Below are 15213 nucleotides of genomic sequence, written 5' to 3' on the forward strand. Positions count from 1 at the left end.
CGGTTCGGAGTTCACCTCGTACTCACCCATGTTTCCACGCAAGCGGCCACGACGAGCATGGCCAGGGACAGCCCGAGCAGGGCTGCCGCATCGACAAGACTTTCGCTGATCCGGGCTTTACGGCCGGCCAGCAGGGAGCGCACCAAGGTCGTCGCGGGGACCAGCCCGGCGGCGATGGCCACACCGAAGGCGGGCAGTTCCAGCACCGCATGGGGCAGAACTGTCCGCGCGAAGGGCCCGGCACCGAGGGCGTAGGCGTGCGCCATGAACAGACCGCCGCTGAGCCCGGCGAAGAGCGAGACCGCGACCGCGCCGAGTCCGAAGGTGACGACTCCACTGAATGCCACAGCGGCAATACTGCAGTTGTTCGTCAGAACATCTGCGAACAATTCCACGCCAGGTTTTTTTGGCGCTACATGGACGGGCTGTGACTTCAGATCGGCGAAGAGAATTCCGCACAGCAGACAGCCCATCCATAGGACTTGACCGCAGAGAAGGGTCAGTCGTTGGCGTCGCAGGATCGAAGCCATAAAGGCTGTCACGGCCCTCCCCTGTATTTCTCGGATGCGCGCCAGGTTTTCCAGGCTGCGCGACTCGGAGAACGCGGCCCCGGAGCTCCGGGGCCGCGCCACGGTTCACCTGCTCACTGAGATCAGGCGATGACGGCCTTCTTGCCGCCGGCCGCGATGGCCTTCTTCAGCATCCACAGGCCGAGGCCGCCGGCAGCAGTGACGCCGCCCAGCACGGACAGCGCAGTGGCGACGTCCGTGCCGGCCTCGATGGCGTCGAACACGCGGTTCGCGCTCACGGTCGAGAGGCCGAAGTAGCTGCCCAGGGCGTCCGGAGCGGACAGCGCCAGGGTGAACGGCGCAGCGAGACCGGCGACGGCGGCACCGGCCGCGGCCAGGCGCTTCTTGGAGGTGGCAACAGCAGACATGTATTCTCCAGTAACTGCTCTGATTGAGTGGTCGGGGTGCGTCAGTCTTGGTAGGGCGGCGCACCCCTTTGTCATGCCGTCAGTGAGCGGCACCTGATGGAAAGACAAGATCTCTTGCGGTGACGTCCCGACAGGGAATGGATCAGGAACATGGCAGTCGCGAGGCCATGGATACTTCGCCTCGAGCTTCACCCCCGATTCGCTCTCCTGTGACGGCTTGATCATGTAATCAGGTCTCCAAGTCACCGTCAAACCACGGTCAATGATTCATCACGCATGATTCACGTGTGCGCCCGAGGCCAATTCCAGCAAAGAGGGAGAAAGAGCGGTGTTGGTTTCGTGAGGCGCGTCACACGACGTCGGCATTCGTGACGCATGACAAGCGCCGCAGCGGACAATCGGCAGGCTTGACCTCGATTCGTCAGCGGGTTTCGGTCGCTGATCGGTGCGACTGTTCGCCCGTATTGTCCTCTGCCGTTGGAGGGTGGGCCGTCGCGTGACGCTGCGGGGTGCGCCGGGTTCCATGGGCCCGGAGACTGCGGGTCCTCCTTCCTGGTCCTCGTCGGGGCGTGAGCCGGCCGTCAGGTGGCGGCCGGAAGCCGGGTGAGCCTGTTCCAGCTGGTGGTGAACGCCGCCGCCCAGGGCCAGGTCCGCTCGATGCGCAGAGTGCGACGGCGGGCGTGGCGGGCCAGGCGGGCCGGAAGGTGGTAGAGGCGCAGGCGCATCGTGTCCGGCTCGGCCTCTTCGAGGCCGTCCTGGTCGTGCAGGGTGAGCAGTCGCAGCCAAGTGTCGAGGTCGGCGGCGAGGTTCGCGGCGAGCATCCAGCCTGTGTTGATCTGCCACGACTGTGAGGGCAGGTTCGCCAGCCCCATGGCCTTGCCTGTGCGGACGTGGTCTTCGACCTCTGCGTGGTCGCAGTGCAGGGCGTCGAGGAACTGGATCTGGTGGGAGCCGGCGATGCCCCACATGTGCCGGATGTTCGTCGCCGTGATCGAGTAACGCCAGCCGGTCTTCTGCTCGAAGGCGGTCAGCTTCTTCATGTGCCGCCTCGACGGGCGCACGCGGCGGACGATCAGCCGCATGCCCTCCGGCCAGCCGTCCCGGGTGTTCAGGTAGGTCAACTCTGCGACTTGGTAGCCCACTTGAAGGTCGCCGTCCTGCGTCACCGAGGTCTCCCACGCGCTCTCGGGGAGCCTGGCGATCGCCGCCTCGTCCTCCGGCGTGATCTTCCAGCCGACCGTGTAACGGACCGTGCGCCGCTTCGTGTTCAGCGCCTCCAGATGTTCCAGCAGGCCATGGGTGGCGCCCGCGCCGTCGACGCGGACAAGGATCTTCGACTGCGAAGAGTGCGGTATCTGATCTAGTGCTCTGACCACATAGGTTCGCCGGCCTGGGGTGTGGGTCTTCCCTTGGCTGAGCAGACGTTCAGGAGCACTCGGGCAAGGGAACCGTCGGAGGAACGCTACGCGTCACACGTCGGCGGTTGAGCTTTGTCGTCGGGAGAGGGATAGCCTGCGTCGCCCTCGGTCGATCTCGGTGACGACCACCGTGATCTCGTCGCCGACCTGGACGACGTCTGCTGGAGTCTCCACCGGTGTCCAGGCGAGCTCGCGCAGGTGAACCAGTCCCTCGATCCCGTCGGCGACCTGAACGAAGACGCCGAATGGGATCAGCTTGGTGACCTGGCCAGGCAGTTTCTGCCCCACCGCGATGGTGTCGGCGAATACCTGAAATGGGTCCGGCTGTGTGGCTTTCAAGGACAGTCTGGCCTCCAGGTTCCATGTGTCGAACTGGAGGAACTCGCACGAGACGCGCTGCCCGACCTGCACGACGTCGGTGGCCGCCTCGAAGCGTTGCCAGGACAGTTCAGCGAAGGAGATGAACCCGACGCCGGGGAAGACCGGATGGTCGGGTCCGTCGTCCAGCGCCACGAACACACCGAACCGTTCGATCGCCGTGACGGTGCCGGAAAGGAACTCGCCGCGGTGCAGTGACTCTAGGAATGCCCAGAGTTCTGGGTTCTCAGACGGTCCACCCATCATGCTCCCAGCCTTTCACGAGGAGCCGCGCACTGGGTTGAAAGTGCGCTCACGCTGCGGCCTTGAGGGGACGTCCACCCCAGCGGATGCCTTTCTCGCTGCGGATGCGGGCGCGTTCCTTGCGTTCGGCGGCCAGGACGTCGCGGTGACGGGCGTTGGCGTTGCGCCAGCGCAGGTAGGCGTGCAGGGCCCGGGTCTGAACCGTGTGGTTGGGGTAGTTCGAGTTGGCGATGGTGAACTGCCGCAGCGGGCCGAAGTGGGCCTCGATCGGGTTCGCCCACGAGGCGTAGGTCGGCGTGAAGCACAGCTCGGCCTTGTGCTTCTTCGCCCAGCGGCGGATGTCGGCGCCTTTGTGGGCGGACAGGTTGTCCAGGATCACGTAGATCGGTGCGCCGTCGGGCCGGGCGGCGCGGATCGACTTCAGCGCGGCCAGAGTGTTCCCGGCGCCCTTCCTGCGGCGGTTGATGCCCCACAGGGTGTCGTCGCCGACCGAGTAGCAGCCGTGGAAGTACCGGACTCCATGGGTGCGGTGGTAGGTGGCAGGCAGCCGGTCGGGGTGCTTCTGTTCGGCCCAGCCCGAGCCGGCGGTGGGCCGGATTCCGAGCGGGCCGAACTCGTCGAACGCGAAGACCCGGTCCGGGAAGCGGTCCAGGACCTCGTCGATGCGGTCGAGCTTGGCGTCGCGGTCGGGATCAGGGGATTCCTTCCAGGTCTTGGTGCGCTCGAAGGTGACGCCACGGCGGGCGAGCAGGCCGCGTAACGCCTCGCGGCCGATATGGATGATCCGACCGTGGACTTTCCGCAGGTAGGCGACGAGTTTGCGCAGAGACCAGCGGGTGAAGGGCTGGCCGAGCTTGGCGGGACGAGTGGTGGCCGTCCGGACGACGAAATCCTCGTCGTCATGACTGAGCAGGCGGGGACGGCCTCCCGCCCACCGAGACATCTCACGATGCCAACGTGTCAAGCGGCAGCGGCCAGTTCGGAGGGGAACGCGACGTGTTCGTCGAACAGTTCGCCAGTCTGGAGGCAGTGGTGGAGCTGCCCGATCATTCGGTTGAACAGGTGTCGTTGGGCGGCTGCATGCCAGTCCCCTTGTTCGCGTCGACGCCGGTAGTGGGCGTCGGCTCCGGGCGAGGATCGCAGGGCTGAGAAGGCCCACAGGTAGCCGGCGTGGTTGAGTCGGTCGTTCTTCACCATGCGGCGTCCGACGTGGTGTTTCTTGCCTGACGCACGGGTGATGGGTGCCGATCCGGCATAGGCCTTGAGACCTCGGGCGTCGGCGAATCGCTGTCGATCGTCTCCGATCTCGGCCAGCACCCGGGCGCCGAGCTGGACCCCGAGGCCGGGGAAGCTCAGGATCACTTCAGCGTCCGGGTGCTGGAGAAAAGAGGCTTCCACCGCCTCGGCGAGTTCGTCGGCAGCGAGGCAGGCGGCTTCCAGTTGCCGCAGGAGGGCGAGAGCTTGCTTGCCGAGCGCGTCCTCGACGAGAGGAGGCTGGCCTGTGTAGTCGCTGCGGAAGACCTCGCGGAGCCGTTCGGCCGCGGCCTCAAGGCTGCGGCTGCGGCCGGCGCGCTTGAGGGCGGAACAGAGCTGGGTGCGGGTAAGTCGGGCTGCCTGCGCCGGGGTAGGGGCGAGCTTGAGCAGTTCGCGGGCTTCTGGGCGACACAGGCCGTTGGCCCAACCGGAGAAAGCGTCCAGGGCGGCAGGGTAGTACTCGCGCAGGAGCGAGCGGAGCTGGTTGGCGATCTGCTGCCGGTTCCAGGTCGCGTCCTGCTGGGCCCTGGCGAGGACGGCGATGGCGCGGGCGAGGTCGCTGTCATTGGGCAGGGGCCGGTGGGCGTGCATGTCGGTGCGGAGGATATTCGCCAGGACGAGGGCGTCGCCGGGGTCGGACTTCTTCCGGCTGACGCTGTGCCGGTCGCGGTAGCGTGAGGCGGCCATCGGGTTGACGGCGAAGACCTGCCTCTTGCCCTGCCGCAGAGAAGCAACCAGCAGGCCGCGGCTCGTCTCGATGGCGACTGGGATCGGGCTGTCCTCAGCGTCGCCGTACTCCGCCAGCAGGTCCAGCAGGAGGCGGTAGCCGGCCACATCGTCACTGATGCGGCGCTTGGCAAGGAGCTGGCCGGTGTCGTCGACGAGGGCGACGTCATGATGCTTCTCGGCCCAGTCGATCCCGCAGTAGATCAAGTCATTCCTCCCCTTGGCGCTGTCGTCTGTGCTGGTCACGAGCGCATGCGGGCCACGCGGCTCCCTAATTCCAGGACTCTTCGGTCCGACATCTCACAAGCCGTTCGCGGCACCAGCGCACCGCACGGGCCTCGGTCTTGACCGGGGTTCGATGACTCGGGTCGTATGAGAGGTCACCGTGAGGCGGGCTCGTACCACGAACTCCAACGAGTGGTCACAGCAGGCAGTGTTGGTGACCGCGAAGGTGCCGAAGAGCTCCCCTCTCGGCTGAGGTCTCGGCGGGCCCTGTCTGCTTGAGGAATGCCTTCGGCACTCACACGGCCACCAACACCGGCGTTCCGCAGCTAAGCGCAGTGGGGCCGCCCGCCACTCTCAGTGAAGGCCTCAAGGGCCGGGGTCCAGAAAGGCGTGACGGTCCCGCTATCGAACAGCCCGGTCGACTTCGCAAAGCCAACCGGCGCCGCTATCAACGAATTAGGGTCCAGGCAGGCCAGGCCGATCTCGTTGAACCGATGAATCACATCGCGCACGGTGTCCTCGTCCGCCTGCACCAGCTGGGCGATCACCGGCACCCGGTTCCCGCCGGCCGAGGCCAGCAGCATCATCGCGCGCCGGTAGCGCACCGAGCTGGTGCTACCGCGGCGCACGATCTGCTGCAGCTTCTGCCCCTCTTGGTCGGTGAGTCTGCGCACACGGACAGGCTCGGCCACCGCGCCTCCAGCGGTCGGTTCGGACGTCACCGCACATCCAACCGTCATGACCGCTAACCCGGCGAACCTATGTGGTCAGAGCACTAGCGCGGCGGCGAGGACGCGGACGTGATCGTCCACGGTGTTCGCCCCCGCGTTGCCCGCCCGCAGTTCCATCGCGAGGCTCTCGCCGGTGTTCGCCAGCCAGCCGCCCAGCGGGTGGAAGCCGTACGTGCCCTTGAACGTGGCCGCGGCCCCTTCCTTCCTGGACGCACTCGTGATCACCGTGGCGTCCAGGTCGACAACGATCCAGCCCGTCAGCCTCCGTCCGGCGACCGTGAGCCACGGGAAGCCGCCGGGCCGCAGGCGGAGCAGCGTCCACACGTGCCGGCGCACCCGCCGCCGCACCTTCGCGATGTTCATCAGGGTCTTGTCGTCCAGTCCGGCCAGCAGGCGGCGCATCGTCGAGTCCGAAGCCGCAGGGCCGAACAAGTCCTGATGGTGGAGCTGGAGCTGCTCGGCCTCCAGCAGACTCCGCGCCCCGAGCACCATCGCGACGGCGAGCTGGACGAGCGCCCCGGCCCGCCCCCGCCACCCGGCATTCGTGCTGGAGGGAAGCACCCCGGCGAGCCCCCGCGTCAGCCCCACCCGGTCCGACAGCCGACGCAGCAGCACCGCCCCCGCATGCCCGACCAGCCCCTTCCCGTCGGCTGCCACGGACAGCCCGCGATCCCACCCTGTACGCTCGCTCACCAGAAAGGTGTCCTGACTCCTGCACCGGATACGACCTAGACACTCGCATCCTCGCAGGTCAGCGGCACCTTTCTGCCGTCAGGGCGTCAGCTCGACCAATTCCGCTGAATAACCGGGGCTAGCGGAGTTGGTGGCCTGCGGCCGATCCGCTGAGTCACCGTTCCCGGTCGGCCCTGGGCATCCACAGCAGGACGAGCACCACGCCGCAGAGCAGAATCAGCCCACTCGTGCGGAACGCGGCCGCGTACCCGTCCGTGAGGGACGCCGCACCCGGCGCTCCGGCCGTGCGCGCCGCCGCGACCGTCGACAGGATCGACAGGCCGAGTGCGCCGCCCATCGTGCGCGACGTATTGATGAGGCCGGACGCCAGACCCGCGTCACCGGGCGCAGCGCCCAACGTCGCCAGGGACGAGAGGGGCGTCGAGGCCAGGCCCGCACCGAGCATCATCAGCATGCCCGGCAGCAGGATCGACGTGACATACGAGCCGTCCGGGGTCATCGTCGATTGCCAGCCGACCCCGGCCGCGGCCACCAGGAGCCCGACGACCGTGACGTTCTTCGCCCCGATCAGCCGCATCAGGCGCGGCGCCAGCTTCGAGCCGACGACCCCCGTCAACGACGACGGTACGAGGGCAAGTCCGGCCTGGACCGGCGAGTAGCCGAGCACGTTCTGCGCGTACACCGTCATGAAGAACCACATGGCGAACATGGCCGCGCCGGAGATCATCATCGTCGCGTTCGCCGCCGCCACCGACCGCACCCGGAAGAGCCTGAGCGGCATCAGCGGAGCCTTGGTCCGCGCCTCGACCAGGAGGAACGCCACGATGAGCAGCAGCCCTGCGGCGAGTGGCACGAGCGTCGCGGGCGCCGTCCACCCTTCGACCTCGGTCTGCACGATCCCGTACGCGAGCGTGGCGAGACCCGCCGTGATAAGCACCGCGCCCGGCAGATCGAGCCGCCGCCGCTCGCCGCTCCGGCTCTCGGCCAGACAGCGGATGCCCGCCGCGAGGACGAGCAGACCGACGGGCACGTTGATGAGCAGCACCCAGCGCCAGGAAATCAGATCGGTGAGCACTCCGCCGACCGCACCGCCGACCGCACCGCCGCCCGCACCGACCGCCGTCCAGGTCCCGATGACCCGCACCCGCGCGGGCCCTTCAGGCACGGCCGAGGTGAGCAGCGTGAGCGTGGACGGGGCGAGCACGGCCGCGCCGAGGCCCTGGACGGCCCGGGCGGCGAGCAGCTGCCAGCCTTCCTGGGCGAGTCCGCCCGCCAGGGAAGCGACCGTGAACAGGGAGAGCCCGACGAGGAACATCCGCTTGCGCCCGAACAGGTCCCCGGCCCGGCCGCCGAGCAGCATGAACCCGGCGAAAGCGATCGAGTAAGCGTTGACTACCCACTGCAGCCCGATCGCGCTGAGCCCCAGGTGGGCCCCCATCGACGGCAGCGCGGTGTTGACCACCGCCACGTCGAGGACGACGAGGAACTGTCCCGCGCACACCGTGAAAACTACCGCCCAGGTCGGCACTGCCTTGCGGGACGAGCGGGCGGGTATGCGGGTGTCGTCGGGTGTCTGGACCATGCCGACCATGCTCTCAGCCGGGCCTCGGCCCGTACTTCCGGGGTTCGTTGTAGGGGTCATCGAGTTCTACCTTCCTTCTTCCGCCCCAGCCCTTCGTAGGGGTCGGGCAGGTGGACGAGGGCAACGAAGCGGCTGGAGCGTTCGATTGGCGATGTGAAGGCGCTCGGCCTCGCGCAGGTACCGCGATGGACCCTGCGTGCTCGGCTGGCGCAGCGGCCACGCCGCTTTCGCCCTGGCCGATGCCCCACGCCCGTTCCGCCAGCGCTTACCGGTCTGCACGTTGATGCCGACGATCCGGCATGCCTCCTGGTTGCCCACGCCCTGGTCCATGGGCCGGAAGGATTCCGTTCGCTAACAGATCAAGGCCCTGCGACCTTGAGACCGCCCCCGGTTTGCTCGGATCTCGAAGTTCATCGCACCCCATCAAACGGGGTGTTGCGACAATCACTAGCCCTCAAGATTTCGGGCGATGCCGTTTGTGTACCGACTGCTGGGTGTCAGTCCAGTTCGAGGCTACGCAGCACCAGGCCCGATGCGGGTTTCGGGCCGAAAGACGTCGACTTGTGGGGCATCATCACGCCCTGGCGGGCCAGGTCGAGCACGGTCCTTTCGGGGATCGGGTGCATCAACACCGCGGTGCCGCCCAGGCATTCGGCCTTGTGGACCGCGGCCGGGGCGTCGTGGATGTAGGAGATGTGGTCCGGGGTGTCCGGTACGTGCCAGAGGCGGTCGATCATCGCGTAGTGCAGCACGCTGGCGTCGAGGCGGCGCCAGGTGGCGGGGCGGTCGTGCGGTACGGATGCATCGAGAAGTCGCTCATCGGGGCGGGTGAGCAGGTGGAACGTGCCGTCGCCGGCCAGCAGGTACGCGTTGCCGCTGGCCGCGATCGCGTCGGCGAGCGTGGCCAGCGCGGTGTCCAGCGGGCCGTCGACCTGCTCGATCCGGAACGTGTCCTGTGCGGCCGACAACGCCTCCGCGACCGGCAGTTGGCGCAGCACGCGGTGGATGGCGCGTACCCGCAGCGGGTAGCGGCTGGTGTCGACGAGCAGCACCAGGCCGTAGTCCCAGGGGCTCGGGCCCTCCTGCTCTTGCCGCAGCCGCAAGTACGTCGCCCAGCGGTGGTGGCCGTCGGCGATGAGGGCCTGGCGCGGGGCGAGGTCGGCGTTGACGGCGGCGATCTCGTCGGGATCGGTGACGGCCCAGAGCCGGTGCCGGGCGCCGTCCTCGGTGATCGTGGCGAGCAGCGGCGGGCGTTCCGCCGTGCCGTTGACGGTCCGGGCGGCCGCGCCGGGGCCGCCGCCGTGGTAGGCGAGCAGCAGGGGTTCGAGGTTGGCCGCGGCGGCCCGCATGAGTCCCGCGCGGTCGGCCACCGGTGCGGGCATGACGTCCTCGTGCGGCAGCACCACTCCCTCGTCCGGGGTGCTGAGACGCAGGTTGCCGATGAGTCCGCGCTGCAGGACCCCGTCGGCGGTTTGCTGCTCGTAGACGTACAGCGCGGGGGTTTCGTCGGCGACGAGTACGCCCAGCTTCTGCCAGCGTCGCAGCGCCTCGGCGGCGCGGGCGTGGCTGGTCTCCGGGTCGCCGTCGCGCGGCAGGATCAGCCGTACGACGTTGTGCGGGTCAGCGCCCTCCAGCTCGACCACGCCATCGGGCCTGACCACGACGTCGTACGGTGGCGAGGTGACCGCGGACAGGCTGCGGACCTGGTCGGGGACGTAGCGCAGCCCGCGGAACGGTGCGAGGGCCAGCCCTTGCGGGTGCGATGGGTCCCCGGAGCGGGGCCCGGGGGACATCTCTCCAACGCGATGAATCGGCGCTGCGGTAGCGTACGTCATCAAGCCGATTCCCTGTCGATGATTTCCTCATACATCGAAGCCTCGATTTCTCGAACCTGACGCACCCGATCGTTGAGCTCTTCCTGGGTTTCGGCAGTCAGGAGGACCACTCCTGCGGCAGTAATCGCATCCTTCGTTATCATTTGGCGGTCACCCGGCGCATATTGATAACTGGCGTTCACCACGCCGTCGATGCTGAGGAATTTGGAGAGATCAGCTTCTTGAACTCGCCCCTCCGTCTTGGCAATCAGGTACACGTAAGCAGCCCTCTGGGACCGCGGGACAGGCGGCAGAATTTCCCGAGCCTGAGTGAATGCGCTGGGGTTCAGTGAAGCCTGTACCACCCAACTGATCTGCGAGTGGCCCAGGCAGCTCTCGACAACATACGGATCGGCGCCACCCGAGATACGCGCTCCGACCTCGATCAACACGGGCCCCCTGTCCGTGAGCATGACTTCCGCATGGAAGGGACCGTTCACAAGCCCGAGTGCGCTGCATGCGTCGCCGACGTACTTGATTATCTCTGCAAAGCCCGGATCTTCTTCGCAGAAGAGGTACTGCGTGTCGTAGACATGAAATCCGTGGTTGTCGACCTTGTCGGACTGCCATGCCTCCGTAATGGAGTGACGTCCTTGGCAGGCGATACCGTTGATCACATACTCGACACCGACCAGAAACTCCTGGCACACCGCCGCATCGTTCCGGTTCCCGAACAGGTCCGTACTCCCGATGATTTCATCGAGGGCCTTATGGGCTTCCGCACGCGAGTGGCACACGAACACGCATTCCGTCGCGGCGCTGAGCAGCGGCTTGACCACGACGGGATATGCGTCATGTGAGGTCAGCCAGGTGTCAAGCCCCTCGGCATCGGTGACGCGAGCCTGCTTGATGCTCGCCACGCCCGCCTGTCGGAGCTGCTCCTGCATGTCGAACTTGTCGCGTCGCGCCATGGACAGTGCTGCGTGATTGCGAAATGGCAGGTCCAAGCTGTCTGCCAGTTGATCGGCAAGGAGTACTCCACCCTCACTCCCCGCCAGCACAATCCGTGCTGATGCCGCACGCAGAGTCTCAACCAGTGCGCTAACGTCACCGTCGTTGACCAGATGGATTTCGGCGCGGGCCGCCGCCACTTCGTTGTCGCGGGTGAAGGGGCCGATCGACCCGGACTGAACGTGAATGACCGGGTATCCAAGAGCCTGGAAGGCTGGGATCAGGTATCGGCCGCCCGAGTAGGCGTCAACAATTACTACGTGGTCTTTTTGGGTCAGCGTCGGCATGGTAACTCTCTCGTGAGGAGCGTCGGATGCACAGATGGAGCAGGGAAGGGACAGGATGTGTTACTCGGGGCGCCCGACGCGGTACCGGGTCATCAGCAGGGCGGCGACCACACCGAATCCGGCGCCGAGGAACATCACCGCGGACGGGCCGGAAGCGTCCACAACCCGCCCTCCAGCCAGCGCGCCCAGCGCGATGGAGACATTGAAGGCGCAGATGTACAGGGACGTCGCCGCCTCGGGAGCCTGGGGAGCGCTCGCGAAGACGAGGGTCTGCAGGCAGACCGGCAGCGCGGCATAGGCGATGCCCCAGACCAGCAGCAGGGCGATTGTTCCGGGGAGCCACCGGCCGTTGACCACGATGAGTACGACGGCGGTGGTGAGCAGCAGGATGCAGGTAAGTGTGGCGGTGCGCAGTGCGCGCGCCGCCGCGCCGCCCGCGAAGTTGCCGACCACGCCGGCCACCCCGTACAGAAGGAGCAGCGCACTGACCCAGCCGGACGGGGTACCCGCGTCCTGCTCCAGGAAAGGCGCGACGTACGTGTACGCGGCGAAGTGGCCGATCACCACCGCCGCTGTGACGAGGGTGGCGATACGGAGATTGCCATCCCGCAGCAGCTCGGGCAGTTCGGCCAGGCGCACCACGGCACGAGGTTCGAGGGGCGGCACGAGGAAGATCACAGCAGCGAGGATCACGACGCCGATCCCGGCGATCGCCCAGAACGCGATACGCCAGTTGGACTGACCGATGAAGGTGCCGAACGGCACGCCGACGACGGATGCGATGGAGATACCACTGAAGACGACCGCCGTGGCACGGACCGTTTGGTCCGAGGAGACGAGGCGGATGGCGATACTCGCTGCAATCGACCACATCACGCCGTGGGCGAATCCCGTCAGCAGCCGCGAGACCATCAGGACCGCGTACGACGACGACAGCGCGGTGAAGACGTTCCCGACGACAAAGACGCAGAGCACCAGAAGGAGCAGTCTGCGGCGATCAAGCCCGCGCGTCGCCACCGTGAGCACGGGTGCGAACAGGCCCGCGATAGCTCCGTACAGGGTCACCGAAAGGCCGACAGCGCCCTCGGAGGCGCCCAGGTCACGGCTCATGGCGGGGAGCAGTCCGATCGGGACCATCTCGGTGGTGGTGAAGGCGAAAACGCTCATACCTACGGCGATGACCGCGAGCCAGTTGCGCAGGGAGCCGGACGACGAGGGGAACACGGCCGGGAGGTCGGCGCCATCCGGGACGACGGCCGACTCTGCCGCCATGTCCGAACGGGAGGGGGGCGAGGGTGTCACGGGGGTTCTCCCAGATCATGTGGGGCTGGCTGAAGTGCCGCATGGCACACCGCGGTGAGCGAGCGCAGGAATCCGGTACTCGTGATCCTGCAAGGGCACGGCCGCGGCGGCCATGCCGCCGCGGCCGATCGTCTCCATGATCAGACTCCCGCCGCCGACGTCCGCCAGGTCGTCGGTCCGTCGGCCGTCACAGAGGTGTCGGCAGTGCCGGTGTCGCCGGTCAACGGAAGGCCTCTTCCGGAGCCTCGACGGGCACGGTGTGGATCGTGACGGACCGGGTCGCCCCGAGCACGGCAGCGTCCATGTCGTCGTCGAGCGGAGCGTCCAGAACGACGGAGACCGACCGGCCTTTGGAGTCGGACTGGTCACCCAGCACGTCGCCGTGGTGCCGACTCACCAGGACCGCGTGGCCCTGTGGCGGTGCCTCCTTCGGGACCGGCGGCAGGTCCGGCCACTGGCCCTGCTCACTGACCCAGTGCACGGGTACGCCGTCTGCGGTCACGTCCGCGAGGAGGCCCCGGGGGTGGTCGAGATAGACCTGCCGGGCCCGACGCTGCGGTGACGCGGTGACCGGTTCGACACCGAGCACGAGGTCCAGCAGGGCCGCATCGAGATCCATACCAGTGGCCAGCCGCCACAGGCGCGTGATGGCGTCACCAGGCGGGCGAGCGGCGGCCTCCATCAGGACCACCCGGTCATCGGCGGTCAGCCGGAACTCGGCGTGGCTCATGCCCGTGCCGAACCGGACGGACCGCAGGAACTCCTCGTTGGCCCCGAGCAACAGTCGCTCCTGGTCCGGGGTGAGGTGGGGCGCGGGCGACGTGTGGCCGGTCTCGGTGAAGAACGAGGTGCCGGATTCGTTGGTGTCCTTCGCCGTGATGCCCGCCCACAGCACACGGCCGTCACGTACCAGTGTCTCGACGGAGAACTCACGGCCTTCGATCCGCTCCTCGAGCAACAGCAGCTCATCCGTGCCGTAGTCGGGCAGGAGCGGGCGGACGGCGGACGGCTCCGTGACTGCTCTGACACCCGAACTCGACATCCGCGAGGCCGGTTTGAGCACAGCGGGGAACACCGCCCAGCCGTCCGCGGCATTGCTGCGCGTCGTGTCCAACAGGGTCCATCGCGGCGCCAGGGCAGGCGCTGCAAGACGCTGGAGCACCTTGTTGCGGCAGACCTGCGCGGCATGCGTCCCGGGGCCGGGCAGACCGAGGCTCTGGGCAAGAGCCCCGGCGGCTTCTACGAATACCTCACCGACGTTCAGCACCGCACGCACCGTGTGTTCGTGCAGCCATGGTGTGACCGCACGCAGCACCGTCTCGAGCGATGTGTCCGTTACGTGGCGAAGGTTCTCGTCCGGGATGCGGGAGAGTGGGTGTGCCGGGTCACTGCGGTGCCGGGCGAGTTCCTCGGCGGGTGTCTCGGGCCCGAACACGAACAGCGGTGTCACGCCGCGCTGTTCGGTCAGGTCCAGAAGACGCAGATGCTTGGCCAGCACGACCAGGTCGGTGATGACGACAACAGCTGTCATGGCTTCCCTCAGTCGGGGTTGCGGGACGCGAGCGCGTCGCGTCCCGCACGGTGGTGGATCAGGCGGAGAGGCGTTCGGCGGACAGGATCAGCTCGTGGACCTGGCTGCCCTCACGGGTGCGCAGGACGACCCGGGGGTCCGGCCCATCAGGAAAGACCTGGAGGGTGCGCTCCTCACTCCAGCCGGCGAAGCGGTACTCATGGTCACCGAGGTGCACCAGCGCAAAGACCCGGTCACCCGGCAGGCGCAGGACCATGCGTTCGCCGTCCTCCACAAGGGTCACCGTCTCCTGGGGCAGGTCGGCGGAGAGCGCGGTGTCGTCCTCCCACAGGTGGAACGTGGCGGGCAGGGAGAAGCGGGTGGTTCCGAGCCGTCGGCGTTCTTCGACGGTCTGCGGGCACTCCTGACGGTTGAAGAGGATCTCGCCGTCGCGGAAGTACTCCTGCCAGGTCTCGGGGAAGAGGGCCACCAGCCCCGGAGTGACCAGGACATCGATGACCAGGTGCACCCGGGCGTCGCTGCCGGTGTTCTGTACGCGGTGGGTGCGGCTGAAGTCGCCGAACCAGAACTCGCCCGGCTGCCAACGGTGCTCGACACCGTCGAGGACGAGCACGGCTTCGGGGTTGGTCACGACCGGCACGTGCAGTCGGCCGACACCCCAGCGCGGCCCGTACTTGGGGTCGCTGTGGTCGATTCCGACTGTGTCCGGGCCGAGCGCCATGAACCGGACCGCGTGCAGCGGGGCTGGGATGGAGTCCAGGATGTCGCGGACGTACGGGATGCGGTCGAGCCAGACGGTGTCGGTGAAGTCCTGCGGACCGGGACCGCCCGGGTCGGTGCGGTCGCCGTCGCCGCCGGGGCTGCGCAAGGCGAGGCAGCGCCAGTCGACGTCGGTCGCGGCACCGACGCCGTCCTCGGTGTAGACGCGCTGCTGGTCCCAGGTGTGCCCGCGCACCGAGGTGAGTTCGCGCAGCAGTCGGTCGGCGTCAAAGGCGCGCTTGAGTCGGGCTGCCTCAGCCGGCATGGGCACGGTACCCAGAAGTGATGCAGAGGATGACATGGCGGTTCCTTTGCTCGTTCA

At 67.6% G+C, this 15213-nt stretch carries 12 protein-coding genes and 2 pseudogenes; all 14 read right to left on the reverse strand.

Annotated elements, in window-relative coordinates:
• Positions 1 to 11 precede the first annotated feature (11 nt).
• The gene (locus BIV25_RS47480; protein ID WP_177235385.1) at positions 12 to 473 is read right to left on the reverse strand and encodes a stage II sporulation protein M; all 462 of its coding nucleotides are present in this window, start codon (positions 471 to 473) and stop codon (positions 12 to 14) included.
• 179 nt (positions 474 to 652) lie between these two features.
• Positions 653 to 937 (reverse strand): uberolysin/carnocyclin family circular bacteriocin, encoded by a 285-nt coding sequence (locus tag BIV25_RS22875; RefSeq protein ID WP_071374251.1) that lies wholly within the window; start codon positions 935 to 937, stop codon positions 653 to 655.
• 581 nt (positions 938 to 1518) lie between these two features.
• Positions 1519 to 2313 (reverse strand): transposase, encoded by a 795-nt coding sequence (locus BIV25_RS22880; protein WP_256256008.1) that lies wholly within the window; start codon positions 2311 to 2313, stop codon positions 1519 to 1521.
• Positions 2314 to 2406: 93 nt separating this feature from the next.
• Positions 2407 to 2979, reverse strand: a complete 573-nt coding sequence (locus BIV25_RS22885) for a S1 RNA-binding domain-containing protein (RefSeq protein ID WP_071374252.1) — start codon at positions 2977 to 2979, stop codon at positions 2407 to 2409.
• Positions 2980 to 3025: 46 nt separating this feature from the next.
• Positions 3026 to 3913 (reverse strand): annotated as a pseudogene (locus BIV25_RS22890) (IS630 family transposase); the annotation flags it as partial.
• 23 nt (positions 3914 to 3936) lie between these two features.
• On the reverse strand, positions 3937 to 5163 hold the full coding sequence (locus BIV25_RS22895; RefSeq protein WP_071374253.1) for an IS110 family transposase: 1227 nt from the start codon (positions 5161 to 5163) through the stop codon (positions 3937 to 3939).
• Between the two features lie 476 nt (positions 5164 to 5639).
• Positions 5640 to 5873: pseudogene (locus BIV25_RS47485) on the reverse strand (helix-turn-helix domain-containing protein); the annotation flags it as partial.
• 75 nt (positions 5874 to 5948) lie between these two features.
• Positions 5949 to 6605, reverse strand: a complete 657-nt coding sequence (locus BIV25_RS22905; RefSeq protein WP_256256010.1) for a transposase — start codon at positions 6603 to 6605, stop codon at positions 5949 to 5951.
• A 154-nt stretch (positions 6606 to 6759) separates the two neighbouring features.
• Positions 6760 to 8196: an MFS transporter gene (locus BIV25_RS22910; RefSeq protein ID WP_371273055.1), complete on the reverse strand. Its 1437-nt coding sequence runs from the start codon at positions 8194 to 8196 to the stop codon at positions 6760 to 6762.
• Positions 8197 to 8684: 488 nt separating this feature from the next.
• Positions 8685 to 9980, reverse strand: a complete 1296-nt coding sequence (locus BIV25_RS22915) for a DUF1015 family protein (RefSeq protein ID WP_071374255.1) — start codon at positions 9978 to 9980, stop codon at positions 8685 to 8687.
• 41 nt (positions 9981 to 10021) lie between these two features.
• Complete coding sequence (locus tag BIV25_RS22920; RefSeq protein ID WP_071374256.1) at positions 10022 to 11299, reverse strand: ATP-grasp domain-containing protein; 1278 nt, start codon at positions 11297 to 11299, stop codon at positions 10022 to 10024.
• A gap of 60 nt (positions 11300 to 11359) precedes the next feature.
• The gene (locus BIV25_RS22925) at positions 11360 to 12571 is read right to left on the reverse strand and encodes an MFS transporter (RefSeq protein WP_079176831.1); all 1212 of its coding nucleotides are present in this window, start codon (positions 12569 to 12571) and stop codon (positions 11360 to 11362) included.
• Between the two features lie 250 nt (positions 12572 to 12821).
• Entirely contained in the window at positions 12822 to 14132 is a 1311-nt protein-coding gene (locus BIV25_RS22930; RefSeq protein WP_071374257.1) for an acetyl-CoA carboxylase biotin carboxylase subunit family protein, read from the reverse strand.
• 58 nt (positions 14133 to 14190) lie between these two features.
• Positions 14191 to 15156, reverse strand: a complete 966-nt coding sequence (locus BIV25_RS22935) for an aspartyl/asparaginyl beta-hydroxylase domain-containing protein (RefSeq protein ID WP_218158478.1) — start codon at positions 15154 to 15156, stop codon at positions 14191 to 14193.
• Positions 15157 to 15213 lie beyond the last annotated feature (57 nt).

The sequence above is a fragment of the Streptomyces sp. MUSC 14 genome (assembly GCF_001866675.1).
Classification (GTDB): Bacteria; Actinomycetota; Actinomycetes; order Streptomycetales; family Streptomycetaceae; genus Streptomyces.